We start from the raw sequence: 22,541 nt of genomic DNA, 5'->3' as shown, positions 1-22,541 counted from the left end.
CCTACTTGAGCCAGGCGTCGACCTTGTCCTTGTTGGCGTCGACCCACTTCTTCGCCGCGGCGTCGTCGGACAGCTTGTCCTGCGCTATGTACTTGGCCACGGTGTTCTGGTCCTCGTTCGTCCAGTTGAAGTTCTTCACCAGGTTGTAGGCGGGGCTGCCCGACTTGGCGAACTTCGCGCTGACGATCTTGTCGAGGTCGTAGACGGGGTAGTCGCAGGCGATCTTCGCCGCGTCCGCGTCACAGCCCGTCTTGTACGCGGGCAGCGCCACCTTCTTGAGCGCGACCTCGGAGAGGAACCACTGCGGCTCGTAGAAGTAGCCGATGACCCACTGCTTGTTCTTCTCGGCGGTGCGGAAGGCCTGGATGAGCGCGGTCTCGCTGCCCGCGTACACCACCTTGAAGTCCAGCTTCAGGTTCTTCACCAGCGCGGCGTCGTTCGTGACGTACGACGGGTCCCCGTCGAGGAGTTGGCCCTTGCCGCCCGACTCGGAGGTCTTGAACTTGGACGCGTACTTGTTGAGGTTCTTGTAGTCGAGGATGTCGGGGTGGGCCTTGGCGAGCCACGGCGGCACGTACCAGCCGATGATGCCTTTGTTGCCGGTCTGGCCGGCCTCGACGGCGGTCTTCTGGCCGGTGATGTACTTCTTCTTGAGATCGTCGTGGCCCCAGTTCTCCAGGACCGCGTCGACCTCGCCGGTGCCGAAGCCCTGCCAGGCGATCTCTTCCTTCAGGTCCTTCTTCTCGACCGTACAGCCGAGTTGGTGCTGCGCGACGTACGCGACGACCGCCGCGTCCGCCTCGTAGCCCACCCACGGGTTGACCGCGAGGTTGAAGGTCCCGCACTTGCCCGAGCTGCTGCTCGATCCCGAGGAGGTGTCGCCGACCTTCGCCCCGCCGCACGCGGTGAGGGTGAGGCCGAGAACGGCCAGGCCGGCCGCGCCGGTTCGCCAGTGTCTTGCCATGGTGTCGTGCTCCTTTAAGCGCTGGTTCGGCGCGCGGCCGCCTGAGTGATCCGGTCGAACATGACTCCGAGCAGGACGATGGCGAGCCCCGCCGCCAGCCCCTTGCCGTACAGCTCGCCCTGCGAGAATCCGGCCACCACGTCGTAGCCGAGGGCGCCGGCTCCCACCAGGCCGCCCACAACAACCATCGACAGCACATAGATCAGGCCCTGGTTGGTCGCGAGGGTCAAGGCGCTGCGTGCCATCGGGAGTTGAACCTTGGTGATGATCTGCCAGGTGTTGCACCCGGCCGCCGTGGCCGCCTCGACGGTGGTCTCGGGCACCGCCCGCACCCCGTCCGCCGTGATCTTGATGGCGACCGGTACGGCGTACACGACGGCGGCCACGATCGCGGTGAAGCGCGTCGCCCCGAACAGCGCGAGGAACGGCACCAGATAGACGAACGGGGGCATGACCTGCGCCGCGTCCAACGTGGGCCGCAACAGCCGGTCCACCATCGCGCTGCGCCCCATCCACACGCCGAAGGCGATGCCGAACAGCATCACGATCACGGTCGCCACGACGGTCGAGGCCAGTGTCGTCATGGCGTCCGACCACACACCCGTGCCGACAAGCAGGCCTACGCATATGGCAGTTGTGACCCCGGAGCGCCAGCCGCCGACCACCACGCCGATCCCGACGAGCGCCGCGCCGACGAGCCACCACGGGGAGTCGGTGAGCAGCGACTGGAACGGGTTGAGCAGGCCGTTGGTGAGTGCGTTGCGGAAGGCGTTGGTGACGCCCGACAGGTTGTCCTGCACCCACGTCGTCACGCTGTTCGCGGCGTTCGTGATGTGGGTGCCGGTGCTGCCGTCGCCGGGGAACTGCGCCGCCCACAGGTAGGTGTGCGAGAGGTAGATCAGGACCACGACGCCCACCGCGCCCGCTCCGAGCAGCGGTCGGCGCCACGTGAGGAAGCGGCCGGTCGAGTTCCGGGCCTGTTCCGTGCGGGTGCTCGACGCCGTCGTGACGCGGTCGAGGACGATGGCCATGATCACGATGGCCAGGCCGGCGTTGAAGGCCGTGCCCACGTCGAGCGTCTGCAGTGCCTGCATGACGGTCTTGCCGAGGCCGGGCGCGTCGATCAGGGCCGCGATGGTGACCATGGCGAGGGCGGCCATGATGGTCTGGTTGACGCCCATGACCACGGTCCGCTTGGCCATCGGCAACAGCACTTTGAGCAGTGACTGCCAGCGCGTCGACCCCATGGAATCCGCCGCTTCCACGGTCGTCGCCGGTACGGAGCGAATCCCGTGCGCGGTGATGCGGATCGCGGGCGGGGCGGCGTAGATCACGGTGGCGATGACGGCGGAGGCCGGGCCGATGAGGAAGAACAGGGTCAGCGGTGCCAGGTAGACGAAGGTCGGCATCGTCTGCATGAAGTCCAGGAAGGGCGTCATGATCCGGTTGAACCGGTCCGACAGCCCCGCCCACACCCCCAGCGGGATCGCGAACAGCAGCGCCACGAGGACCGCGGAGAGGGTGAGCGCCAGGGTGTCCATGCTCTCCTGCCACAGGCCCTGGAGCCCGAAGAAGGCGAAACCGGCCATGGCGAGGAGCGCGACCCGCCAGTTGCCCACGGCCCAGGAGACGAAGCCCGCGATGCCGACGACCCCGAGCCAGCCGATCTGCGGCAGCGGGCGGTCGCCGCTCGGCTGCGAGATCAGGTCCTGGACGAAGGTCACCAGGTTGTCGATGACCAGGCGGATCTCGTTGAAGAAGTAGAGGAAGAGCGGGTTGGAGTTGCGGTTGGCGCCGACCGAGTCGTTGAGGTCGTTGAACCAGCGGTGCAGTCCGGTGAGGTCGGCCGCCGCGAGCGTCAGCGTCTGCTTCCCGCGCAGCACGGCGAACAGCACCAGCCAGACGACGAGGATCGCGCCGACCATCATGGGCCGGGTCACCTTGCGTCGCGGGTTCTTCAACTCCGGTGCGGTGTCCGCGACTTGCTGTGCGGGCTCCGGTTTCTCCACGGCGACGGTCATCACGCGTCGCCTTCCTGCCCGGCGACGACAGCGAGGATCTCCTCGTCGCCGACGATGCCGAGCAGCTTGCCGTTCTCCACGACCTTGACCGGCTTGTCGGCCGCGAGTACGGCGCGGGTGGCCTCGCGTACGACGACGTCCGGGCCCAACTCGGGTCCGTCCAGGGGGTCTTCGTCCACGGCGGGGCGCATGATCCAGCGCAGGGTGAGGACGTCACCGCGCGGCACGTCCTTCACGAACTCGCGGACGTAGTCGTCGGCGGGGGCGCCGACCAGCTCGTCGCCCGTCCCGCACTGCACCATCTTGCCGTCGCGCATGATGAGGATGCGGTCGCCCAACTTGAGGGCCTCGGACAGGTCGTGGGTGATGAACACCATGGTCTTGCCGACCTCGTGGTGCAGCCGGATGACCTCGTTCTGCATGTCGCGGCGGATCAGCGGGTCGAGCGCCGAGAACGGTTCGTCGAAGAGAAGGACGTCCGGGTCTCCGGCCAACGCCCTTGCCAGGCCGACGCGTTGCTGCATTCCGCCGGAGAGCTGATCCGGGTAGGAGTTCTCGTACCCGGAGAGTCCGACCAACTCGACGACTTCCAGGGCCCGTTTGGTGCGCTCGGCCTTGCTCATGCCCCGGATCTCCAGGCCGAAGGACACGTTGTCGACGACCCGGCGGTGCGGCAGCAGCCCGAAGTGCTGGAAGACCATGGAGAACTTACGGCGCCGCAGCTCGCGCAGCCGCTTGGCGTCCGCGTCCCGGATGTCCTCGCCCTCGAAGACGATCTCACCGGCGGTGGGTTCGATCAGCCGGGTCAGACATCGCACCAGGGTGGACTTCCCGGAGCCGGACAGCCCCATGACGACGAAGACCTCGCCGGGCGAGACCTCGAAGTTCACATCGCGTACGGCGGCGGTGCAGCCGGTGCGGTCCATCAGCTCACGGCGTGTGAGCCCGCACAGTTCCTCGGATTCGGGTACCTGCTCTGCCTTCGGCCCGAACACCTTCCACAGCTTGCGCACGGATATGACCGGGGTGGGGGCCGAGTCCTGGGGAGTGCCGCGCCGCTGCGGCACCTCGGTCTGTGCTGGGGTCACGATCGACCTCTTTTCGGCGTTCAGCCGCGGAACCAGTGCTGCGGCCGGGGTTGGATGTTCTGCCAGATGTGCTTGGGCTCTCGGTACTCGTCCAGGCCGGTCGGTCCCAGCTCCCGGCCCACGCCCGAGTGTCCGAAGCCACCCCATTCCGCTTGCGGCACATAGGGGTGGTAGTCGTTGATCCACACCGTGCCGTGCCGCAGCCGCCGGGCGACCCGCTGGGCCTTCCCCGCGTCCTGGGTCCAGACGGCGCCGGCGAGTCCGTACTCGGTGTCGTTGGCGATGCGTACGGCGTCGTCCTCGTCGGTGAAGCGCTCGACGGTCAGGACCGGTCCAAAGGACTCCTCGTGCACCACGCGCATGTCCTGCGTGCACGCGTCGAGGACGGTCGGCGGGTAGAAGTGTCCGTCCGCGAGGGCGGGTTCGGAAGGCCGCTCACCGCCGCACCGCAGCACGGCGCCCTCGGCGATGCCCGCCGCGACGTACGCCTCGACCTTCTCCAGGTGCCGCGCGGAGATCAGCGCCCCGGTCTCGGCCTCGGGATCGAAGGGCCCGCCGAGCCTGATCTGCCGTGCGCGACGGACGACTTCGTCCACGAACCGGTCGTGCAGCGAGTCCTCGACGATCAACCGGGCGCCGGCCGAGCAGACTTGGCCCGAGTGCAGGAAGACGGCCGTGAGCGCGAAGTCCACGGCCGTCTCGAAGTCGGCGTCGGCGAAGACGACGTTGGGGTTCTTGCCGCCCAGCTCCAGCGCGACCTTCTTCACGGTCGCGGCGGCGGTGGCCATGATGCGTTTGCCGGTCTCCAGGCCCCCGGTGAAGGAGACCATGTCGACGGCGGGGTCCTCGGAGAGCGGTGCGCCCGCCTCGGGCCCGGCACCGAGCACGAGGTTGGCGGCACCGGCGGGAAGCCCGGCCCCCTCCAGCGCGCGCATCAGCAGGATGGAGGTGGAGGGCGTCAGCTCGCTCGGCTTGAGGACGACCGTGTTGCCCGCGAGGAGTGCCGGAGCGACCTTCCAACTGGCTTGCAGCAGCGGGTAGTTCCAGGGCGTGATCAGCCCGCACACCCCAACGGGCTCGTAGACGACGCGACTTACGGCGTCGTCCCGCCCGGTGTCGATGACCCGTCCGGCGTCGGTGCCGCCGATCCCGCCGTAGTAACGGAAGCAGGAGACGACATCGGCGATGTCGTACTCGCTCTCCACCAGCCGCTTGCCGGTGTCCAGCGACTCGGCGCGGGCGAACTCCTTGGCGTCGCGCTCGATGAGATCGGCGGTGCGCAGCAACAGCGCGCCGCGCTCCCGCTCGGGGGTAAGCGGCCAGGGTCCTTCGTCGAAGGCGCGGCGGGCGGCGGCGATCGCGGCCTCGGTGTCGGGACGCGTTCCCTCGGACACCGTCGCGGTGAGCGTGCCGTCGGAGGGGCAGCGGATGTCACGGTGACCGCCGGCCACCGCGTCGCGCCATTCTCCGTCCACATACAGGTCTGCCACGTGTGGAGCCCTTCGAGCGAATTCCGTTGCGCATCGTGCACCGTATTGCTTGTGGTGGAACACCCTGGCGAATGTGCAGACATACGTCAAGGGGTTGGCGGATGACGATTTCGCCATGCCTCCCATTGCCCGGCCGCCTCTTGACCGCGAGCGGCGCCCGGCCCAACCATGTTGCGTATCGCTCACCGCGTTGTGCAATACGCACCAATGCTACGCACCGACGGAGGCTGTCCATGTCCCCTCGACCGCACCCCGGCCGCGAATTCGTCCTCACCCTCTCGTGTCCGGACAGCGCCGGACTGGTCCATGCCGTGAGCGGCTTTCTCGTCCGGAACTCCGGCAACATCCTGGAAAGCCAGCAATTCGATGATCGGCTCAAGGGCCGCTTCTTCATGAGGGTCCACTTCGACGTTTCCGATCCAAACGCCGACCTGAAAACACTGCGTTACCGATTCGGCCCGGTGGCCGAGGCGTATCGCATCTCCTGGACCCTCCGGGACGCCGCCACCCCCACCCGGACCCTGATCATGGTCTCCAAGTTCGGCCACTGCCTGAACGACCTGCTGTTCCGCAAGCGCACCGGTGCCCTCAACATCGAGATCCCGGCGATCGTCTCCAACCACCGCGACTTCGAGGGCCTCGCGCAGACGTACGGCATCCCCTTCCACCACATCCCGGTGACCAGGGACACGAAGGCGGACGCGGAGGCGCAACTCCTCGACCTGGTCCGGGAGTTGGACATCGACCTGGTGGTACTGGCGCGCTACATGCAGATCCTCTCCGACGACCTCTGCAAGCAGCTGGAGGGCCACGCCATCAACATCCACCACTCCTTCCTGCCCAGCTTCAAGGGCGCCCGCCCCTACCAGCAGGCGTACGACCGAGGCGTGAAGCTCGTGGGCGCCACCGCGCACTATGTGACGCCGGAGCTGGACGAGGGCCAGATCATCGACCAGGACGTGGTCCGGGTCGACCACTCGCTCGACCCGGAGGAGCTGGTGACGGTGGGGCGGGACGTGGAGGCGCAGGTGCTGGCGCACGCGGTGAAGTGGCACAGCGAGAGCAGGGTGATGGTGTACGGGAACCGGACCGTCGTGTTCCGGTGAGGGTGCGCCGTATACGGCTCGGGGGCCGCACCCGGAACGCGGCGCGGCCCCCTCACCCTCTCGACGCCTACCCGGCCTGCTTCTGGGCGTCGCGGTGCCGGTAGTACACCGCCGAGGACGGAGCGAGCGGCTCCTTGCCCAGGATGAGGTCCGCCGCCTTCTCCGCGATCATCATCACCGGCGCGTAGATGTTGCCGTTGGTCACGTACGGCATCACCGACGCGTCCACGACCCGCAGCCCCTCCACCCCGTGCACCCGCATGCTGCCGGGGTCGACGACCGCCATCTCGTCCGTGCCCATCTTGCAGGTGCAGGACGGATGCAGCGCCGTCTCCCCCTCCTTCGCCACCCACGCCAGGATCTCCTCGTCGCTCTCCACGGACGGGCCGGGCGAGATCTCCCCGTCGTTGTACGGGGCGAGCGCGGGCTGGTTGAGAAGCTTCCGCGCGACCCGGATCGACTCGACCCACTCACGCCGGTCCTGTTCCGTGGACAGGTAGTTGAAGCGCAGCGCGGGATGCTCCAGCGGATCCTTGGTCTTGATCTTCACCGAGCCGATCGCGTCGGAGTACATGGGTCCGACGTGCACCTGGTAACCGTGGCCACCGGCCGGAGACGAGCCGTCGTAGCGGACCGCGATCGGCAGGAAGTGGAACATCAGGTTGGGGTAGTCGACGTCCTCGTTGCTGCGGGCGAAGCCGCCTGCCTCGAAGTGGTTGGTGGCGGCGGGGCCCTTGCGGAAGAGCCATTGCAGGCCGATGAAGGGGGCGCGCCACTTCGCCATGTACGGCTGCATGGAGACGGGTTGCTTGCAGGCGTACTGGATGTACACCTCCAGGTGGTCCTGCATGTTCTCGCCGACGCCCGGCAGGTCGTGGATGACGTCGATACCGAGAGCGGTCAGCTCCTCCGCGTTGCCGACACCCGAAAGCTGAAGCAACTGGGGGGAGTTGATCGCGCCGCCGCACAGGATGACCTCGCGGGCCCGCACCTGCTGGACCTTGCCGCGGTGGCGGTACTCGACGCCGACGGCCTTCTTGCCCTCGAAGAGGACACGGGTGACCATCGCGCGGGTGGTGACGGTGAGGTTGGGCCGCTTGCGCACGGGCTTCAAGTAGGCCTTGGACGCGGACAGTCGGCGGCCCCGGCTGACATTGCGGTCGAAGGGCGCGAAGCCCTCCTGCTGGTAGCCGTTGACGTCGTCGGTGCGCGGATACCCCGCTTCCTGAACGGCGTTGAGGAACGCGCCGAACAACGGGTTGGATGCGGGCCCGCGTTCGAGGACGAGCGGGCCGTCGTGGCCGCGGAACTCGTCGTCGGGATCGGCCGCGAGGCAGTTCTCCATCCGCCGGAAGTACGGCAGGCAGTGCGCGTAGTCCCAGCTCTCCATCCCGGCGTCGGCGGCCCAGCGCTCGTAGTCCATGGGGTTGCCGCGCTGGAAGATCATGCCGTTGATGCTGCTGGAACCGCCGAGCACCTTGCCGCGGGCGTGGTAGACGCGCCGGCCGCCCATGTGGGGTTCGGGTTCCGACTCGTACTTCCAGTCGTAGAACCGGCTGCCGATGGGGTAGGTCAGCGCGGCCGGCATGTGGATGAAGACGTCCCACGGGTAGTCGGGCCGGCCGGCCTCCAGGACGAGCACCTGGTGGGCCGGGTCCGCGGAGAGCCGGTTCGCCAGTGCGCTGCCGGCGGATCCACCGCCGACGATGACGAAGTCGTATTGCAGGGGAGCCATGATCTCTCGTCTCGCTCGCGCCGTAGATACGCGACGCATGCTAATACGAGTATCGCTATACGCACTAGGTTGCGCGCCACGCAACCTGGACGCGCAGGTTTCCACACTGTTTCCCGGCCCGAGTCCCGATTTCCCAGCCGAGTCCCGGCCCGGTCGGATCCCCGCGCCTTTCTCAGATGCTGAAGCGCTCCTTGCCGAGGAGGGGGCGGACCCGCGAGCGGAAACCTTCCGTGCGGAAGGGGCGCTGGAGGAGGCCAGGGCGCAGGTGTTGCGCGAGTGCGGCGGCGATCATGCCCTGGTCGAGGGCGAGGACGGAGTCGCTGACGCGGCCGTTCGCGGTGTCGACGGAGTCGCGGAAGCCGTAGCGGTCGTCGTAGGCGCCGAAGTCCCGTGCCAGCGCGGTGAGGTTGGCGAGGGCCTCGGGCGCGGCGTACGGCAGGGCGAGGAAGGAGGCGTGCGGGGTGACGACGCCGAGGGAGTCGTAGCCGTCCTCCTGCATGCCGATCGCGTCGACGCCGTACTCGCGGTAGCCGCCCTCGGGGATGTTGGCGGGTGAGAAGCCCCAGTAGCCGTACTTCGCCTCGTCCAGGCCGTGTTCGATCTGACTGCGCACATAGCGCTGGTGGGTGGTGCCCCACGAGTACGGCGACCAGGCGGCCTCGGGCACGAACAGCGGGACCATCAGCGCCTCGAACATCGAGCCGCCCCAGGTGGGGACGAGCTTGCGGCCGCGGTAGGTGTAGTGGCCCTCCCACACCCGTACGCCGTCGATCGTGACGTAGGAGCCCTCGGGTTCCTGTTCCTGCCCCATGCCGGGCAGGAGGGTGCGGAACAGGTGCCAATAGTGCTCGGTGGGGAGGGAGTTGTCGGCTATGCCGAGGTAACTGGCCATGCGGGGTTCGGTGTTGAGGGCGCCGTAGTGGTGGCCCGTGGGTTCGCCCTTGCCGGGCTTGTCCGGCCAGAAGCCGCCGCGCAGTTGACCGGGTCCGGCGACCGGGTCGGCCGGGTCGTAGGGGGTGTAGTAGTACGACCAGTCGGCGTCGGCGAGGAGCCGGGCGACGCGCGGACGCAGTTCCGGGTCTGCGTCGGCGGCGATCCTCAGTCCGGCGACCAGCCAGGCGTTGTCGACGGTGGAGAGGAAGGGGCGCACCGGGTCACCCGTCCCGGGCCAGCTGGTGAGGACCGAACCGTCGTACGCGTCATACCAGTTGAACCAGAAGCCGTGCGCGCGCTCCAGCTTCTCGACCGCCGCGAGGGTGCGGGACAGGCGCCGGTGCATGGCCGACCCGGAGATCACGCCGAGGCCGGCCGCGGCGACGGTCGACCACAGGCCGCAGCCGATGTTGGTCGGCGAGGTCTGCGTCGAGGGCACGGGAGTGCCGGTGCCGGAGACGTCCATCGTGTCGGCGGTCAGGCCGAGTTCGGTGGTCATCCCGGTCATCGACCGGTAGGTCGACTCGAACCAGGTCCGCAGCGGCGCCCTGTCGGAGGCGGGGCGGCCACGGGTCGACGCGGAGGCGAGGGGCGTCGCGGCGGTGAGGGCGGCGGCTCCGGCCGTGGCGGTGGTGAGGAACGTACGACGGTTCATGCGGGTCCAACTCCCAGGGGAATGCGGGCGGGACGGGCAGGGGAAGGGTGGGTGCGTCGTCGTGTCCCGTACGGGACGGCGGTGGGGCGGGAGCCGACGGGATGTCAGGGGACCGTCGGCTCCCGGGACTTGGGGGCAGTTACGCGTTCCGGCCTGCCGTGCGCGGCAGTTCGCGGGTGCGGCCCAGGGCGCCGAGCCAGGCGGCGGACGGCTTCGCGGTGCGGGCGAAGGTGACCGGGTCCACGGCGATCAGGCCGAACGTCGGCCGGTAGGAGCCCCATTCGTAGTTGTCGAGGGCGCTCCAGGCCAGGTAACCGTCGATGTTCAGGCCGTCGTCGAGGGCGGCGGCGACCGCGTCCAGGGCGCCGGCGTAGTAGTCGATACGGCGCGTGTCGTCGGCGGTGGCGATGCCGTTCTCCGTGACGATCAGCGGGACGCCGGGGCCGACGATGTCGGCGGTGTGGCGCAGGGCGTGGCCGACGGCCTCCGGGTAGAACTCCCATTGCGTCAGGGTGCGTTCGGCGTCCTCGGGCGCGGGGGTCGGGCCGTCGGTGCCGATCTTGGTGCGGGTGTAGGACTGGACGCCGATCCAGTCGTCGTCGCACGCGGCCTCGATGAAGACGTCCTCGCGGGGGTGGCGGTAGGCGGCGGTGATGTCCTCGGCGCCGGGCAGCGCCTGGTAGACCTGGTTGGCGATCGTCCAGCCGACCTGGATGGCGGGGTCGATCGCGCGCACCGCCTTGACGGCGGCCCGGTGGGCGGCGATCACCGCGTGGGTGGTCTCCTCGTCCGGGGTGGGCAGTCCGGCGGGCGGGAAGCCCTGGTCACCGGCCTTGGCGGCACCCGCCATCACGGCGATCATGTTGGGCTCGTTGATGGTGCACACGTGGCGGACGCCGTCCGCGATGATCGGCGCGCACTGCTCGACATAGCGGGCGAACAGGTCGGCCGCGCCGTCGGCGGTCCAGCCGCCGAGGTCCTCGAACCACTGCGGGACCGTGAAGTGGTGCAGGGTCACCATCGGGCGCAGGCCGCGGGCGAGGGCGCCGTCGACCATGCGGCGGTAGTGGGCGGTCTCGGCGCGGGAGAACGTGCCCGGGACGGGTTCTATGCGGGCCCACTCGACGCTGAACCGGTAGTCGGTGAAGCCGAGTTGGGCGAGCAGGTCCATGTCCTGCTCCCAGCGGTGGTAGCTGTCGCAGGCGTCCAGGCTCGGCTCCTCGATCCCCGCCGCCGGGTCGTGTTCCTTGCGCCACCAGTCACTGTTGACGTTGTTCCCCTCGATCTGGTGGGCGGCTGTGGACGCGCCCCACAGGAAGCCGTCGGGGAACGGGGTGGGCGTGTGACTCATGGTTCGACGTGTCTTTCTGCTGGGTGGGGCAGGCGGGCAACGGGGTGTGGGGCCAACGGGAGTACGGAGCGAGCTACTTGAGTCCGGCGGTCGCGATGCCCTGGGTGAAGTGGCGTTGCAGTACGGCGAAGACGAGCAGCACCGGCAGCACGACGAGCAGGGAGCCGGCCATCAACATGCCGTTGCCGCCGCCGACCGTGCGGTTGGGATCGTTGGCGAAGGTCGCCAACGCCACGGGGAGCGTGTACTTGCCGGGGTCGTTGGTCGCGATCAGCGGCCAGACGAAGTTGTTCCAGGACCCGAGGAAGGTGAAGATCGTCAGGGTCGCCAGGGCGGGCTTGACCAGGGGCAGCACGATGCGCCAGAAGATGTACCACTCGCCGGCGCCGTCGATGCGGGCCGCTTCGAGGAGTTCGTCGGGGATCGACTGCATGAACTGCCGCATGAGGAAGACCCCGAAGGCCCCGGCGGCGAACGGCAGGACGAGTCCGGCGTAGCTGTCGATGAGGTTCAGCTTGGTCATCAGCACGTACAGCGGCAGCACGAGCAGGTTGCCCGGCACCATCAGGGCCGCGAGGACGATGCCGAACACCTTGGAGCGGCCGGTGAATTGAAGCTTGGCCAGCGCGTAGCCGAGCATCGAGCAGAACAGCAGATTGCAGACGGTCACGAGCACCGCCACGATCAGCGAGTTCATGAAGTACCGTGCCATGTCCAACTGGTCCAGCAGCGCACGGAAGTTGGCGAGCGTCCAGTGGCTGGGGATCCACACCGGCGGGCTGGCGGTGAGGTCCTTCTTCGTCTTGAAGGCGGACAGCGCCATCCACAGGAACGGTGCGGACATGACCAGCAGCCCCAGCGAGGCGACCGTGTACAGCAGGGGTCCTCGGACCCGGCCCGGGCGACGGCGGGTCGGGGCGGTCGCCGTCGGGTCGGTCACCGTCGGCGCCGTCATGAGGTGTTGTCCTTCAGCAGTCGGAGCTGGAGCACCGTGATGCCCATGATCACCACGAACAGGACGTACGCCATGGCGCTCGCGTAGCCCATGTGGAAGAAGTTGAAGCCCTCCTGGTACATGTCCAGGGAGACGGTCATGGTGGCGTTGGAGGGGCCGCCCTGGGTCATCACGAAGGGCTCCTCGAACACGTTGAGGTAGCCGATCGAGGTGATGACGGTGGCGTAGAGCATCGTCGGCCGCAGCAACGGCACGGTGACGCGCCGCAGTTCCTGCCAGGCGCTCGCGCCGTCCAGCCGCGCGGCCTCGCGGACCTCGGTGGGGATGGCCTGCAGTCCGGCGATGAACAGGACCATCACGGTGCCGAGGTTGCGCCACACCGCCATCGCGATCAGCGAGGGCATGGCCCAGGTCTCGGAGCCGAGGAAGTCCGGTGCGGTCAGGCCGAGTTCGGAGGCTAGACCGGCGACGAGCCCGTCCGAGGGGTCGAGGACGAACCGCCATACGACGGCGACCGCGACGATGGTGGTGACCACCGGGGCGTAGAAGCCGACGCGGAAGAAGGTGCGGGCGCGGTCGATGCCGTTGTTGAGGAGCACGGCGACGAGCAGTCCCAGCACGACGGTCAGCGGGACGCCGACGACCACGAAGTAGCCGGTGTTGAAGAGCGCCGTACGGAAGACGTCGTCGTCGAAGAGCCGTGTGTAGTTGTCGAAGCCGACGAACTCCGCCTCGAAGGGGCGGGTCACGTCGCGCGCCCCGAAGTCGGTGAAGCTCATCAGGAGCGTCGCGACGATCGGGAGGAGCATGAAGACGCCGAACAGCACGAGGAAGGGCGTGGAGAACAGCCAGCCGTGCAGGTTGTGCCGGCCCAGCGGACGGCGGCCCGGCCCTCCTGGAGGCCCAACAGGGGTCTTGGAGAGCGCGGTCGGGCCCGTGGCCGCGCTGTCGGCGGTCGATCCGGTCACCAGGGACATCGCTGTCACCTCACGAGCCCTTCGATCTGGGACTGCGCCTTGTCCAGCGCGTCCTTCGCGGACGAACGGCCCTGCGTGACCTGCTCGATGGCGGCGTCGACCTTGGAGGTGATCTCGGTGAGCTTCGGGTCGGACGGCGGGGTCCTGGCCGTTTCGAGCTGCCGCCGCCAGATCTTCAGGTTCGCGTCGGTGGCGAGTTCACCGGTCTCCCAGGCCGCCTTGTTGGCGGGCAGGTCGCGGGTGCGCTCGTACCAGTCCGCCTGGCCCTGGGAGTTGGTGAGGGAGGCGATGAACTGCCGTGCGGCGGCCCTGTGTTCACTGTCCGCCGAGATCGCGAGACTGGACCCGCCGGCCATCGACACCGAGGACGCGTCGGACGGTACGGGCGCGATCGCCCACTTGCCCTTCAGGTCCGGGTAGTTGTCGTCGAGCAGCGACATGATCCACGGGCCGCCGAAGAACATGGGCACGGAACCGGTGTTGAAGTCCTTGGTCACGTCGTAGCCCGGCCGCACCGACTTCGCACTGAGCCCCTTGGAGAAGTAACTCCCGTAGTTCTCCAGCGCCTTGACGGCCGCCGCGCTGTCGATGACGGGCTTGTCGTCCTTGGTGAGCAGCTCGCCGCCCGCCGAGTACAGGAACGGGTAGAAGCTCTGCACGGTGTCCAGACCACCCGGCTGGACGGACAGCCCCCACTTGGTGCCGGCCTTCTCCTTGTACGCCTCGGCCGCCTTCCGCAGGTCGGTCATCGTCGCCGGGGCGGTCTTGAGGCCGGCCTTCGCCGCGAGGTCGGTGCGGTAGTAGAGGACGCGGGTGTCGACGTACCACGGGACGCCGTAGGCCTTGCCGTCGTACGACACCTGGTCCCAGGCGGCGGGGAAGAAGTCGCCCTCCTCGGCGGTCTTGGTGTCGACCGGTTCGAGGACGCCCATGTCCGCGAACTCGCCGAGGTAGGTCCCGCCCATCTGGACGACGTCGGGCAGCTTGTCGGCGGCAGCGGCGGCGACCAGCTTCTGGTGCGCCACGTCCCAGCCGACGGGGGTCACCTTCACGGTGATGTTGGAGTGCGTCTTCTCGTACGCCTTCGCGACGTCGGCGAGCTTCTCGCCCTCGGTGCCCATCGCCCAGACCGTCAGGGTCTGCTTGGCGTCCGCTGCCACCTCCGCGCCACCGGAACCACCGCAGGCGGTGAGGGTGAGCGCGGAGGCCACGGCGAGGGCGAGCGAAGCGGTGGTAGCAGGGCGGCGCATGGACTGCTCCTCCTTGAGCGTGCCGGATGTATGCGCTTCCTGTAAGCGCATACATCACTCTCGTGCACGAATTCCGGGGCGAGCAAGGGGCTCTCGGTCACGCTCCCGTAACGACTGGGACATCCGGCGATGACGTCGGATCGGAGTCGGCGGATTTCATGAATTCACGCGCTTTGGGTGCCCCCGTACGGGGATAGTTCGGTGGATTCCCCGATGCGCTCGCGGACGGTGATCCGCGACGATGGGTGGTCCTGGTGCTTCGCTCCTGCCCGGGACTCCTGCCCAGGGGGCTTGGGCTGACGCTCACGGTCTGGGTCGGCATTGCGCTGACCGGGGTCGCGTTCTTCATCTGCGTACGGAGGGGGCGGGCACCGGGGCTTCATGCGCCGAGGGGGACGCAGGTATCCCGAGGGGGGATGCAGGCACGAGGGGGGATGCGGGTATGTCGAAGCGGCTGGCCCTGTGGGGCGAGGATCTTTTCTGGAGCCGGGAGTGGGAGCGGCGTCGCGGTCTCGTGCCGGAGAGTCACGCGGAACCCGGCCTGGTGCAACGGGGGTTCGAGCCCTGTCTGCTGACCGCGCTCCGGTTGTCACTGGGGACGGAGCTGGACACCCGTGTCTCGACCGGGTGGTTCCGGCAGGCGCTGGCCCGCACGGGATACCTCGCCCGCGCGGCCGAGTCGGCGTACACGATCAGCGACGAGGGGAAGCGGGGTGAGGAACTCCTGACCCTGGTGAAGGCCGCGGCCGACACCGAAGACCTGCCCTGCGCGCAGGAGTTGGCCGAGTCGATCACCGAGCGCCAACTGCGGGACATGGCGCTCGTCGCCCTCGTACCGGCGTGGGCCCGGGCCGGGGAACGCGACCGGGCCGTCGCCACGGCGGAGAGCGTCCGCTATCCGCACAACTGGGGGAAAGCCTGGGCGTTGTTGGCGAAGGCGGTGGCCGACGACGGTGACACTCCCGACGCCCTGGGGTTCGCCGATCGCGCCGACGCCGAGGCGAGTTCCGCGGGTTTCGAGGGGACGGGAGAGGCGCTTGCCCTTCTCGCGGAGGTGGCCGAGGCCGCGGGCGACGGGGTCCGGGCGACCATGCTCGCCGACCGCGTCGAGGACTTCGCGCGGTCCCACAGACGGAACCCTTGGACTCAACCCGGGCCGCTGGCGAGGGTGTTGGCCCGGGAGGCGTTGAGAGGGGACTTTGACCGGATCGATGCGCTGCTGGGCCGACGGCTCGGGAGCGGAGCCGAAGGCGAGAGCGGGAGCGGAGCCGAAGGCGGGGAGAGGTCATTGGGGGCCGGCGAACCCGGCGGTCAGAGCATGGCTCGCCGCGGGGACCCGGACGCGGACCCGGACTTGCTCGTCAAAGCCCTGCCGGTGCCCCGTTCCTCTCTCGGACTCTCGGACATCGCCCATGTGCTGGACGCGGTCGCGGAGGCCGGTGCCCAGGATGTCGCCCTCGCCCTGGCGGAGCGGGCGGAGGCGTTGCTCAACACCGCCGTCGGCATGGATCACGGCCATCTGCTGCACGCCCTGACCCTTCTGCTGGCCCGGCGCGGGCAGGTCGAGCGGGCCATGGCGCTGGTCGAGCGGATCGTCCCCGAGTGGCGCGCGGGGCGACAGGCGGAGATCGTCGGGCAGTTGGCCCGCTACGGCGACATGGACCGGGCCGAGGCTCTGGCGTACGGGATCACCGACCGCCGGGCGCAGACCAGGGCGTTGATCGACGTGGTCCGGGAGTTGGCCCGGCGCGGCGATCCGGACCGGGCCGAGACCGTGGCCCACTCGATCACCGACCGCTGGTCGGAAGGCGAGGCGCTGATCGCGGTCGTCCGGGAACTCACCCGTCGCGGCGATCCGGACCGCGCCGAAGCCCTCGCCCACTCGATCGCCTACCGCGCGACACGGGCCCGCGCACTGGCCGTGATCGCGGAGCTGTCCGATCCGCCCCGCGCCCGCAGACTCGCCGTACAGATCATGGTGGTCGACGGGTGGCCGGCTGCCCTGCCCCTGCTGGAACGGGTCGCGCCCCGGGCGGTGGTGACCGTCGCCGATCAGGCCGACGCGCTGCTGCGCGACGAGGCGTGACGTGCCCGCCCCACGCCCGGAACCCGCCGCCTCCCTCCGTTCCCTTTCCTTCCGTTCCTTGTCACTGCCGACTGCGAGACTCACCCCATGATTCAGAAGTTGCCCTTGAACAGCCCGCGTTGGCGTGACCTCGACGGTGTGACGGCCGAGGAGGTGCAAGTGCTCCTGGAGCACATGACCTCAACTGCCGTCACGGGCGCCGACGTTGACTGGCGGCAGACCTGGACGCACATGACCGACGACCTGCTGGCCGACGGAACCGTCTACAACAGCGCCTACGCGGTCCTCCCCCATCTCGTCGAGGCGGCTGCGGAGTTGCCACCGGTGCAGTCCGTGGACTTCTGGGTGGACATGGGCTTCATCGTGACCGCGGAGGACAGACCTCCCGTCCCGGCTGATCTGGAGGCGGGGTTCAGCGCCGCGCTCCGGCTGGCCGAGCAGGCGGCCGCGCGGAGCCTCCTCGACGCCGGCGTCCCCGCGAAGGTCTGCGGCCAACTCGCCCTGAGCTGCGTCGCCTTCGCAGGCCACCGCATCGGTGCGGTGCTGTGGAAGGTCGAACCCGGGGAAAGTTACCTTCAGTTGGTGTGTCCTGAGTGCGAGTCCGACACCGAGATCCTCAAGTTCTTCGTGGACCCGGGACATCCGCCGTTCGGGGCACCCGAGTTGCCCGATCCGGGACGCGCCCGCCAGGCACAGCACCCCTGGGGTGAGGTCGCCGACGCACTGCGGGCGGAGACGCTGGGGCAGGAGTGGGAGCCCTTCCTCCGGGTGGCGCGTGAGGTCGCGGCGGCCGGGGTTCCCGTCGAAACACCGGGGCCTGCCGTCCTGTGCCTGGTCGCCGGAATGGTCGCGGGCAAGGGCACCCCGCACTGGGCCGGCAGCGAATGGGCCCGCCAACTGGCCTTGCTCACCGGGCACTTCCGCTGCTGGAACTGCGAACAGAGCTGGACGATCGCCGACGGCCTGGTGGAGAACCCGGACGGCGCCCGTCCCCAGGGCGCTCCCACGCCGACATCGACGGCGCAGCCCGCGGCAGTCGAACCAGCCGGGCCAGCCGGACCAGCCGGACCAGCCGGACCAGCCGGACCAGCAGCAGGTGAAGCACCAGGAGCAACCACCCGTCTACGGCAGGGCGGCGACGTTCTGCTCGCGACCGACGGCACGCCCTGGGGCCGTATGACTGTGTTCTCCCATTCGCCGTTCGCCGAATCCGCACCGAGTTCGTCCGGCGGCATCGACGCACTCACGCCGGTGCCCCTCCCCGGCGGAACGACCCTCGTGGCCGGTGCTAGTGCTGGTGCTGGTGCTGGGGACAGGGGCAAGGTGTGTCTGTGGGACGCGACCGACGGCCGACTCGTCCACGGGCCACTCGCTGAACATCCGGACCGTGTCCGCGCGTTGACGACGCTGCCCCTTGCCGATGGCCGCGTCCTCCTCGCGAGCGGAGGCGACTCCGGGTCGATCGGCCTGTGGGATGCCCTCACCGGACGGCCGGTTCGCGAACCCGTCGCCAACTGGCTCGGCGAGGTGACCGGGATGTGTACCGCCCACCTCGCAGACGGCCGGATCCTCCTCGTCACCGCCACCTCCCGAGGCGCGGTCCGGTTGAGGGACCCGGCCACGGGTGAGCCCGTCGGGCGGCTCAACCCCTCCGGCCGTCCGATCCGGTCGATCGCCTCCGTCCCAGTCGCCGGCGGCCATACGTTGATCGCGGCCGCGGACACCCAGGGCGGCGTCCACATGTGGGATCCGGCGGTCGACGACCCCTGGGACCCAGGCGCGGCCGTGCAGTTGAAGGACCGTGCGCTCAGCGATGCCGGACACCGGGTGGCTGCTGTCGCGGCGGTGCCCACGCCCGACGGAACCCTCTTGGCCACCGCCGACGATCGCGGCGTGGTCATGCTGTGGGACCCGGCCACCGGAACGTCGGTCGGCGAGGGACTGCCTCCCGCGACGGGCACCGCGGGCCCACCGGTCATGGCCGCCACCACACCGCACGACGGCCGCACCGTCCTGGTCACCGGCACGAGGCGCGGGCACGACCTGCGGGTGTGGGAGCCGGCGACCGGCGCGGTCCGGCAGATATCCCTGGAGGTGACCATCACCTGCTTGGCCGCCGCGGGTTCCGAGGTGATCGTCGGACACGACCGCGGAGTTCTCGGAATCCCGCTCACGAGGCAGTGAACCGACCCCGTTCCGATCCGCCGGCCACACCCGCAAACCCCTGACTACCCGTCAGACGATCTTGCCAACCTGTCCGCAAGCTAACCCAGTTGGGTTCCACTCCCCTCAACCTCACCGCATCCACAGCTACCCCGACGCACGACGGTCACCGGGAGCATGAGCGACACGGGTTCCTTGTCGGGCCCTCCGCTGAGCCGCTGGACGAGCAACTCGGCCGCCTGTTCCCCCAGCCGCAGCATGGGCTGACGCACCGTCGTCAGGGCCGGCCGTACGAGCCGGCCGAGCGGGATTCCGTCGAAGCCCGTCACCACCACGTCCTCGGGGACACGCAGCCCCCGGCGTTGCAACGCGTGCAGGGCGCCGACGGCCATCTGGTCGTTGGCGAAGAGGAGCGCCTCGGGCAGCGGGTCATCGCGGTCGGCCAGGGCGTCCACCGCGTCGGCCCCGTCGGCCTGCCTCATCATCGGCATCCGTAGGACCGGTCCATCGGCTGTTTCCACATCCGCTGCGGCGCACGCCTCCAGGAAGCCCCGGAAGCGGGCCTCGACGTCCGGCGACTCCTCGGCCGAGCCGATGTACGCGAGGCGCCGCAGGCCGTGGTCCTCGATGAGGTGCCGGGTCAGTTCGCGCTGGCCGTCGGAGTTGGCGACCTCCAGGTGGTCCAGGTGGTCGAGGTGGTCGCCACCCTCGCGCGGTCCGGCGAGCATCACCACGGGCTGGCGGCGGGAGATCACCTCCAGCTCCTCGGTCGGTACGGTGCGCGCCATGACGGCGAACCCGTCGACGCGTCCCGCCACCTTGGCCACCAGGCTCTCCGGCCCCCCCTTCAACGAGGCGGCGATCAACAGCGCGTATCCGTGTCGGCGGGCGGTGCGCTCCATGCCGCGGATGATCTGGTCGGAGTAGAGCATCGCCGCGTCGTCGTCCTCGGCGTCGGTGTCCTCCGCGTCCGGATCGGAGTAGTCGGGGAAGCACAGTCCCAGGACACCGGTGGTACGGCTGGCAAGCCCGCGCGCGTTGCCGCTGGGCACGTAGCCGAGTTCGCGGGCGGCCGCGAGAACCCGTTCCCGGGTCTGGGCCCGCACCGAGTCGGGGTTGCGGTAGACGCGGGACACCGTGGCGATCGAGACGCCGGACCGGTTGGCCACGTCGTACACGGTGGGGACGGTACTCATGGGACGGAATCCTCATGTGGTCGGTGCACATAGCGGCGGCAGCGCGCGATGGTTGCACGGGATGCAAGGACGTGATGTCAGGACGCGATGGATGTCTGCACGTGATGCCAGCACGTGATGTAAGCGCATTCACCCTAGGGGTTGACCAGGTCAGGAGCAAGGCGCCGAGTCGGGGGACGGCGGACCGTCGGTGGGGTGAGTACGCGTACTCATGCCCCCGGCCACCCCGCCGCGTGACGATACAGATCGTCCACACACCGGGCACCACCGGCAGATCAGAGAGTCAGCACCACGTGCTCAGCGCCTTCGCCCGTATCGTCGTCCCCCTCCTCGGCCGCCTGACGGTGACCACCACCGGGACGGCCCGCACCATCGCGCCCGGCAGCATCGTCGCGCCCAACCACACCGCTCTCGCCGATCCCGGACTCGTGCTGGCCGCGCTGCACCGGCTGGGCGTCGAGCCGGTCGTCCTCACCACCGCGGGACTGTGGAAGATCCCCATACTCGGCCGCCGTCTCACCCGCGAGGGCCACATACCGGTGCACCGGGGCAGCGGTAGCGCGGCGGCGGCACTGGACCTGGCGGCCGCGGCCCTCGGCGCCGGCCGGGTCGTGGTGATCTACCCCGAGGGCGGACTCCCCCGCCGCCGCGACTCCGCCGACCGCGAACCGGGCACCTTCCGCACCGGCCTGGCCCGCCTCGCGCTCACCACCGGCGCGCCCGTCGTCCCGCTCGGCCACGCCGGTGCCCGCCGGATCGTCTCCGGCGGCCGGGTCAAGCAGATCGCCGGTGTCCTCACCGCGCCACTGCGCCGCCCCGACCTCCACGTCCACCTCGGCGAACCCGTCCACCTCACCGGCGCCATCGACGAGGCAACCGCCCATGCCCGCAAGGCAGTTGAGGCCGCCTGGCAGCAGGCGGTCGGTCAACTGCCGTCCTCCCGCGGGGCGTCGAACCCCCAGACGTAAGTCAGAGGAACGCGCGGACCATGACGGACCGTCGGCGCCGACCTTCCCGTGAGGCCGACCGAGCGGCACTGCCACCAGCCCCAAAGCACTTCAAGGTGTATACGGCGCCGTCCAGCCCTCCCCCAGACAACCCTTCGCCCCACCTTGTCGCACCCATGAACACCCGCCCGGCCAGCCCCGTGAAAACCCGTCCGCCGTCCCGAGGGCGACCGGATACAGTGCGCGAGACGGCAGCCCGGTCAGATAGGGGAAGCGTGACCGACACCAATGACACCCGCCCCGCCGACGGCGAAGTGCGAGCTCCGCGGCGGAGCGGGCTGCAGCGCCTGATGCGCTACCTCCCCCTCATCGCCCCCGTCCTGCTGTGGGCCGTGCCCTGCTGGGTGCTCCTGTACACCGGCCAGCACTGGCCGTTGCCCGTCGCGCTGGCCGGCACCGCCCTGTTCGTCCTCGGCCTCGTCACCATGCCGCTCGCGATGATGCGCGGCCACGGCAGGCGCCAGCAGGACCGGGCGGCGATCGTCGGGGACACCCTGCTGGGCGCGAGCTGGGTGCTGTTCACCTGGTCCGTGCTGCTCGGCGTCCTGCTGCGGCTCGCCCTGACCGTGGCCGGTGTCGGCAACGGCCTGGACCGGTCCAGGATCGTCACCTGGGCCGTCCTCGGGACCAGCGCCGTCCTGCTCGCCTGGGGATACGCCGAAGCCCGCCGCGTGCCGCGCGTGCGCCGGCTGGACGTCCAACTCCCGCGGCTGGGCGCCGGGTTGGACGGCACCCGCGTCGCCCTCATCACCGACACGCACTACGGCCCGCTCGACCGCGCCCGCTGGTCGGCGCGGGTGTGCGAGACGGTGAACACGCTGGAGGCCGACCTGGTCTGCCACACCGGCGACATCGCGGACGGCACGGCCGAACGCCGTCGCGCCCAGGCCGTCCCGCTCGGCACCGTGCGGGCGACCCACGCCCGGGTCTACGTCACCGGCAACCACGAGTACTACACCGAGGCCCAGGGCTGGGTCGACCTGATGGGCGAGCTGGGCTGGGAGCCGCTGCGCAACCGCCATCTGCTGCTCGAACGCGGGGGCGACACCCTCGTGGTCGCCGGCGTGGACGACGTCACCGCCGAGTCCTCGGGCCTGCCGGGCCACCGCGCCCACCTCGACGGAGCCCTGAACGGCGCCGACCCCGACCTGCCCGTCCTGCTCCTGGCCCACCAGCCCAAGTTCATCGACCGGGCGGCGGACGCCGGCATCGACCTCCAGCTCTCCGGCCACACCCACGGCGGCCAGATCTGGCCCTTCCACCACCTGGTCCGCATCGACCAGCCCGCTCTCGCCGGCCTGAGCCGCCACGGCACCCGCACCCTCCTCTACACCAGCCGCGGCACCGGCTTCTGGGGCCCGCCGTTCCGCGTCTTCGCCCCCAGCGAGATCACCCTGCTCGTGCTGCGCTCCCCGCAGCCGTCCACCTCGTCGTAGCGCTGGACCGGTCCAACGCGTCCACGGGGCGGACAACGTGTGCACAGATTCCCCGGAACTCCCGGAAACCCGCAGGTGGAAGCGGTGTGCCCCCGACGCGTGAACCAGCAGCTACCAGGCGAAAAGAC

General features: G+C 69.6%; 16 protein-coding genes. 5 read left to right on the top strand and 11 right to left on the bottom strand.

The window, feature by feature from the left end; all coding sequences use genetic code 11:
* Position 1: 1 nt before the first annotated feature.
* Genes R2B38_RS37430 through R2B38_RS37415 form a run of 4 tightly spaced genes read right to left on the bottom strand, consistent with a single transcriptional unit; the run spans position 2 to position 5,563 of the window.
* On the bottom strand, positions 2-964 hold the full coding sequence (locus R2B38_RS37430; protein WP_318020231.1) for an ABC transporter substrate-binding protein: 963 nt from the start codon (positions 962-964) through the stop codon (positions 2-4).
* Positions 965-978: 14 nt separating this feature from the next.
* Positions 979-2,985 (bottom strand): ABC transporter permease, encoded by a 2,007-nt coding sequence (locus tag R2B38_RS37425; RefSeq protein ID WP_318020230.1) that lies wholly within the window; start codon positions 2,983-2,985, stop codon positions 979-981.
* Positions 2,985-4,073 (bottom strand): glycine betaine/L-proline ABC transporter ATP-binding protein, encoded by a 1,089-nt coding sequence (locus R2B38_RS37420; protein WP_318020229.1) that lies wholly within the window; start codon positions 4,071-4,073, stop codon positions 2,985-2,987. The genes R2B38_RS37425 and R2B38_RS37420 overlap by 1 nt, the downstream gene beginning before the upstream one ends.
* A gap of 20 nt (positions 4,074-4,093) precedes the next feature.
* Complete coding sequence (locus R2B38_RS37415) at positions 4,094-5,563, bottom strand: aldehyde dehydrogenase family protein (protein ID WP_318020228.1); 1,470 nt, start codon at positions 5,561-5,563, stop codon at positions 4,094-4,096.
* 233 nt (positions 5,564-5,796) lie between these two features.
* Here R2B38_RS37415 and purU point away from each other — a divergent pair, with 233 nt between their 5' ends.
* The gene (purU, locus tag R2B38_RS37410; protein ID WP_318020227.1) at positions 5,797-6,669 is read left to right on the top strand and encodes a formyltetrahydrofolate deformylase; all 873 of its coding nucleotides are present in this window, start codon (positions 5,797-5,799) and stop codon (positions 6,667-6,669) included.
* A gap of 67 nt (positions 6,670-6,736) precedes the next feature.
* On the opposite strand, the gene betA is transcribed toward purU, so the two are convergent.
* The 6 genes from betA to R2B38_RS37380 form a co-directional block, all read right to left on the bottom strand.
* A complete protein-coding gene (betA, locus tag R2B38_RS37405; protein ID WP_318020225.1) occupies positions 6,737-8,404 on the bottom strand; it encodes a choline dehydrogenase in 1,668 nt (555 codons plus the stop codon).
* A gap of 172 nt (positions 8,405-8,576) precedes the next feature.
* Positions 8,577-9,992, bottom strand: coding sequence for a glucoamylase family protein (locus R2B38_RS37400; RefSeq protein ID WP_318020224.1), 1,416 nt, complete (start codon positions 9,990-9,992; stop codon positions 8,577-8,579).
* A gap of 139 nt (positions 9,993-10,131) precedes the next feature.
* Positions 10,132-11,343 (bottom strand): glycoside hydrolase family 1 protein, encoded by a 1,212-nt coding sequence (locus R2B38_RS37395; RefSeq protein WP_318020223.1) that lies wholly within the window; start codon positions 11,341-11,343, stop codon positions 10,132-10,134.
* A gap of 73 nt (positions 11,344-11,416) precedes the next feature.
* A complete protein-coding gene (locus R2B38_RS37390) occupies positions 11,417-12,298 on the bottom strand; it encodes a carbohydrate ABC transporter permease (protein ID WP_318020222.1) in 882 nt (293 codons plus the stop codon).
* On the bottom strand, positions 12,295-13,275 hold the full coding sequence (locus R2B38_RS37385; protein WP_318020221.1) for a sugar ABC transporter permease: 981 nt from the start codon (positions 13,273-13,275) through the stop codon (positions 12,295-12,297). Before R2B38_RS37385 ends, R2B38_RS37390 begins: the two co-directional genes overlap by 4 nt.
* A 5-nt stretch (positions 13,276-13,280) precedes the next feature.
* On the bottom strand, positions 13,281-14,525 hold the full coding sequence (locus R2B38_RS37380; RefSeq protein WP_318020220.1) for a sugar ABC transporter substrate-binding protein: 1,245 nt from the start codon (positions 14,523-14,525) through the stop codon (positions 13,281-13,283).
* 442 nt (positions 14,526-14,967) lie between these two features.
* Here R2B38_RS37380 and R2B38_RS37375 point away from each other — a divergent pair, with 442 nt between their 5' ends.
* Both R2B38_RS37375 and R2B38_RS37370 read left to right on the top strand, forming a co-directional pair.
* Complete coding sequence (locus R2B38_RS37375) at positions 14,968-16,611, top strand: hypothetical protein (protein ID WP_318020219.1); 1,644 nt, start codon at positions 14,968-14,970, stop codon at positions 16,609-16,611.
* A gap of 87 nt (positions 16,612-16,698) precedes the next feature.
* On the top strand, positions 16,699-18,795 hold the full coding sequence (locus R2B38_RS37370; RefSeq protein ID WP_318020218.1) for a WD40 repeat domain-containing protein: 2,097 nt from the start codon (positions 16,699-16,701) through the stop codon (positions 18,793-18,795).
* An 80-nt stretch (positions 18,796-18,875) separates the two neighbouring features.
* On the opposite strand, the gene R2B38_RS37365 is transcribed toward R2B38_RS37370, so the two are convergent.
* Positions 18,876-19,970: a LacI family DNA-binding transcriptional regulator gene (locus R2B38_RS37365; protein WP_318020217.1), complete on the bottom strand. Its 1,095-nt coding sequence runs from the start codon at positions 19,968-19,970 to the stop codon at positions 18,876-18,878.
* A 293-nt stretch (positions 19,971-20,263) separates the two neighbouring features.
* On the opposite strand from R2B38_RS37365, the gene R2B38_RS37360 reads away from it, so the two are divergent.
* Both R2B38_RS37360 and R2B38_RS37355 read left to right on the top strand, forming a co-directional pair.
* Entirely contained in the window at positions 20,264-20,938 is a 675-nt protein-coding gene (locus tag R2B38_RS37360) for a lysophospholipid acyltransferase family protein (RefSeq protein WP_318021891.1), read from the top strand.
* A gap of 254 nt (positions 20,939-21,192) precedes the next feature.
* Positions 21,193-22,413 carry a metallophosphoesterase gene (locus R2B38_RS37355; RefSeq protein WP_318020216.1) on the top strand — a complete coding sequence of 407 codons (1,221 nt, stop codon included), beginning with the start codon at positions 21,193-21,195 and terminating at the stop codon, positions 22,411-22,413.
* Positions 22,414-22,541: the final 128 nt, after the last annotated feature.

This window comes from Streptomyces sp. N50 (assembly GCF_033335955.1).
Taxonomy (GTDB): Bacteria; Actinomycetota; Actinomycetes; order Streptomycetales; family Streptomycetaceae; genus Streptomyces.
The sequence above is the reverse complement of the archived record's forward strand: the minus strand, read 5'-3'. Positions and strand labels throughout refer to the sequence as shown.

Excerpts from the sequence above, each read along its gene's own strand:
- R2B38_RS37430 (WP_318020231.1), bottom strand. The coding sequence starts at position 964 with ATGGCAAGACACTGGCGAACCGGCGCGGCCGGCCTGGCCGTTCTCGGC.
- R2B38_RS37425 (WP_318020230.1), bottom strand. The coding sequence starts at position 2,985 with ATGACCGTCGCCGTGGAGAAACCGGAGCCCGCACAGCAAGTCGCGGAC.
- purU (WP_318020227.1), top strand. The coding sequence starts at position 5,797 with ATGTCCCCTCGACCGCACCCCGGCCGCGAATTCGTCCTCACCCTCTCG.
- betA (WP_318020225.1), bottom strand. The coding sequence starts at position 8,404 with ATGGCTCCCCTGCAATACGACTTCGTCATCGTCGGCGGTGGATCCGCC.
- R2B38_RS37400 (WP_318020224.1), bottom strand. The coding sequence starts at position 9,992 with ATGAACCGTCGTACGTTCCTCACCACCGCCACGGCCGGAGCCGCCGCC.
- R2B38_RS37395 (WP_318020223.1), bottom strand. The coding sequence starts at position 11,343 with ATGAGTCACACGCCCACCCCGTTCCCCGACGGCTTCCTGTGGGGCGCG.
- R2B38_RS37390 (WP_318020222.1), bottom strand. The coding sequence starts at position 12,298 with ATGACGGCGCCGACGGTGACCGACCCGACGGCGACCGCCCCGACCCGC.
- R2B38_RS37385 (WP_318020221.1), bottom strand. The coding sequence starts at position 13,275 with ATGTCCCTGGTGACCGGATCGACCGCCGACAGCGCGGCCACGGGCCCG.
- R2B38_RS37380 (WP_318020220.1), bottom strand. The coding sequence starts at position 14,525 with ATGCGCCGCCCTGCTACCACCGCTTCGCTCGCCCTCGCCGTGGCCTCC.
- R2B38_RS37375 (WP_318020219.1), top strand. The coding sequence starts at position 14,968 with ATGTCGAAGCGGCTGGCCCTGTGGGGCGAGGATCTTTTCTGGAGCCGG.
- R2B38_RS37370 (WP_318020218.1), top strand. The coding sequence starts at position 16,699 with ATGATTCAGAAGTTGCCCTTGAACAGCCCGCGTTGGCGTGACCTCGAC.
- R2B38_RS37365 (WP_318020217.1), bottom strand. The coding sequence starts at position 19,970 with ATGAGTACCGTCCCCACCGTGTACGACGTGGCCAACCGGTCCGGCGTC.